The organism is Photobacterium sp. OFAV2-7 (genome assembly GCF_022347985.1).
Taxonomy (GTDB): domain Bacteria; phylum Pseudomonadota; class Gammaproteobacteria; order Enterobacterales; family Vibrionaceae; genus Photobacterium.
On record NZ_JAKRFQ010000680.1, the window covers coordinates 1 to 2926 of the forward strand.

A 2926-nucleotide genomic window follows, 5' to 3' on the forward strand; every position below is an offset into this window, starting at 1 on the left:
ACAGGTTAAGTTCCTTTTTATGGGTACCTGAATCATCGCCACGCGAAACGAAGGTTGCGTTGTAAGAAGCAATTTTAGTCAATGCATCAGCAACATCTTTGTCGCCAGCGATTTTTGCCGGATCCGCTTGAGGGCCAACAACAACAAAGTCGTTGTGCATCAGTTTACGAGGCAATACGCCGTAACCTTTTTCAACGAAGCTAGCCTCGGCTTTCGGGGCATGGGTCATTACCAGATCAACATCGCCATTTTGTCCCATACGCAGTGACTTACCGGTACCGGCAGCCAGAACTTCAACGCTGTAGCCAGTATCTTTTTTGAATTCAGGGAGCAGGTAGTCAAGCAGGCCTGAGTGATAGGTACTCGTCGTCGTGGCCAGGCGAATGGTCATATCTTCAGTGGCTTGGGCTGCACTTACAGAGGCAAGGGAAAGAATAACAAGAGTTGTTTTTATAAATTTCATAGGTCTTCCTGACTTAATGTCAATTAAGTGAATACGCAAATAGCTGTTGCCTGTAAGGCAGACAATTCTTTCGTGACTGCCGAGGCTAAAGCAAATCAGGTGCCAATTTTTCTCACATGTTGAGATTAACGCGAACTCATGCTGCAAGTGAATGATTTTAAACAAGTATTGTGATCAAAAGTGCACTTATATTCATTACCGTCATAAACTGTTTTGACAATGGTTAATGAGGTGGGACAAAATGTCGCATCCCTTCTTTATTGGTAAATAACAACTTATGTCTGAATCCGCTGCTTCTTCTTGGTCTGCTGTGTCGGTGCTTGTCGTAGATGATGAGCCGGGAATGCGCGCGATCCTCAAAAAAGCCCTGAGTAAGAAATTTGCCCAGGTTGATACCGCAGGCAGTATCGAGGAAGCGGAAGAGCTTCGCAAGCGATGTCACTTCGATCTGTTAATTGTGGACATTAATCTGCCGGGACGCTCAGGTATTGAGTGGCATGAAGCCTTTGATCCATCTACTCGCCGCAGCGATGTCATATTCATGACCGGTTATGCTGATTTGGAGACGGCCATTCAGGCATTGCGTGCCGGGGCGTCTGATTTCATTCTCAAGCCATTTAATCTTGATCAAATGATGCAGTCGGTTAATCGCTGTATCGAGAGACGAATGGTCGAACGACAGAACTTCGCCTTGCAGCGTGACATAGATAGAACCTACCCGGTTGATATCATCGGTGATGCACGGCGCACCCTGATGATGAAAAAGATGATTGCCCAGGTGGCACCCTCGCAGGCAGCGGTACTGGTAGAAGGGGAGTCGGGTACGGGTAAAGAACTCGTTGCGCGTGCGCTGCACCAGCTGAGTACACGTAGTGGGCCTTTTGTTCCTTTGAACTGTGGCGCTATTGCCCCTGACTTGCTGGAAAGTGAGTTGTTTGGCCATGTATCCGGTGCTTTTACCGGTGCCAAGAAAGGACGTGAAGGGCTGTTTCGTGTAGCCAATAACGGCACGCTGTTTCTTGATGAAATAGGAGAAATGCCGCTTTCGATGCAGTCATCACTTTTGCGGGCACTTGAGCAAAAAGCCATTCGCCCTGTCGGGGCAGAGCGGGAAGTTCAGGTCGATGTGCGAATTGTGGCTGCAACCAACCGTAACCTGAAACAGGAAGTGGAAGAAGGGCGTTTTCGCCGTGATCTGTATTACCGTTTAAACGTGCTAACCATCGAACTGCCGGCATTAAGGGATCGTGTAGAAGATATTCCGGCCCTGTCTCACCATTTCACTCAGCAATTGGCGAAAGATTTAGGCGTGAAACCGGTTAGTTGGACTCATGAAGATGTTCAGTCAATGCAGGCCTACGACTGGCCGGGCAATATTCGCGAGCTGCGAAACATGATGGAGCGCTGTCTGCTTCTGGGGAAACCACCGGCAGAATACTGGCGCGAGCTTGGTGGCGATGTTGTTATCGCTCCTGCTACCCCGGTAGAAGAGCCGCCTGCTGCATCCGATACACAGGCTGGAAATACTAACGCTCCAGAAACCTTTTCTTCCCTTGATTCTGAAGCTGTGCCAGCAGGCAGTCAGTCGTCGTGCTCTTGTGCAGAGACAAATGGAGATTCATTCTGCTACCCAACGGACTGGACGCTAAAAGAAGTAGAAAAAGCGCATATCATGCAGGTTGTCGATGCCCATGAGGGCAATAAGTCTGCAGCTGCCAGACAGCTTGGCGTCGCGCGAAAAACGCTGGAGCGAAAATACAAAGACTGGGCAGACGAAAGCGCATAATTAGGTAGAAACAGTAATGAAACAATTTTTGGCAATGTGGGTTCGCCGCTTTCGAACCATGGTACGCTACCGGCTGCTGATGCTGACATCAGTGCCGATCATCATTACCTTGCTGGCCCTTATCGCGCTGACCATGTACTGGACCGTGATGTATACCTGGCAGAGTGCGCTTAAAAATGTCCGTGCAGATTTGGCGGTTGCCCATCACAGCATGGAGTTGCTGCAAAAAGAACAGCGCATGCGCTTGACAGCGTTATCCGAGTCTTACGACTTTCAGTATTTGCTGAGAAATGATGAGGCCAAACTCAGTGAGTGGGTAAAACAACAGGCGGGCCGCTACGATCTTGATTTTGTCGTCGTTCACCCTGCATCGGCATTGGGGGAGTTTTCCAAGGCAAACCGTCGCTTGCTGATGAACGGTGAAGAGCAGACCTTTTTTCAGCTGCTTGATGAAATGGCGCTGGAGAATTTACACCCGAACCTGCCGGCCCGGGCTCAAATCCCCTTGTTGAGCGAAGGTGAAATTGAATCGAAGGGGCTGGTAAGCCGAAGCCTGATCCCTGTTTTTAACGATCAAAACAATCTGCAGTGGATTGTCGACGGTGGCATGTTGCTCAATAACAGTACCTCACTGGTCGATAGGATCCGGGATCTGGTTTACGCCTCAGATACCTTGC

Annotated in this window: 2 protein-coding genes and 1 pseudogene; 2 read left to right on the forward strand and 1 reads right to left on the reverse strand. The window is 49.3% G+C overall.

Translation table 11 applies throughout. The features are described 5' to 3' along the window. A partial coding sequence (locus MHN01_RS22960; RefSeq protein ID WP_239413668.1) for a substrate-binding domain-containing protein occupies positions 1 to 463 on the reverse strand: 463 nt, incomplete at its 3' end. Between the two features lie 277 nt (positions 464 to 740). Here MHN01_RS22960 and MHN01_RS22965 point away from each other — a divergent pair. Next, on the forward strand, positions 741 to 2249 hold the full coding sequence (locus MHN01_RS22965) for a sigma-54 dependent transcriptional regulator (RefSeq protein WP_239413669.1): 1509 nt from the start codon (positions 741 to 743) through the stop codon (positions 2247 to 2249). A 16-nt stretch (positions 2250 to 2265) separates the two neighbouring features. Then, positions 2266 to 2926 (forward strand): annotated as a pseudogene (locus MHN01_RS22970) (two-component sensor histidine kinase); the annotation flags it as partial.

What these genes read in the sequence shown, in the direction of transcription:
- MHN01_RS22965 (WP_239413669.1), top strand. Translation starts at nt 741, where the DNA reads ATGTCTGAATCCGCTGCTTCTTCTTGGTCTGCTGTGTCGGTGCTTGTC.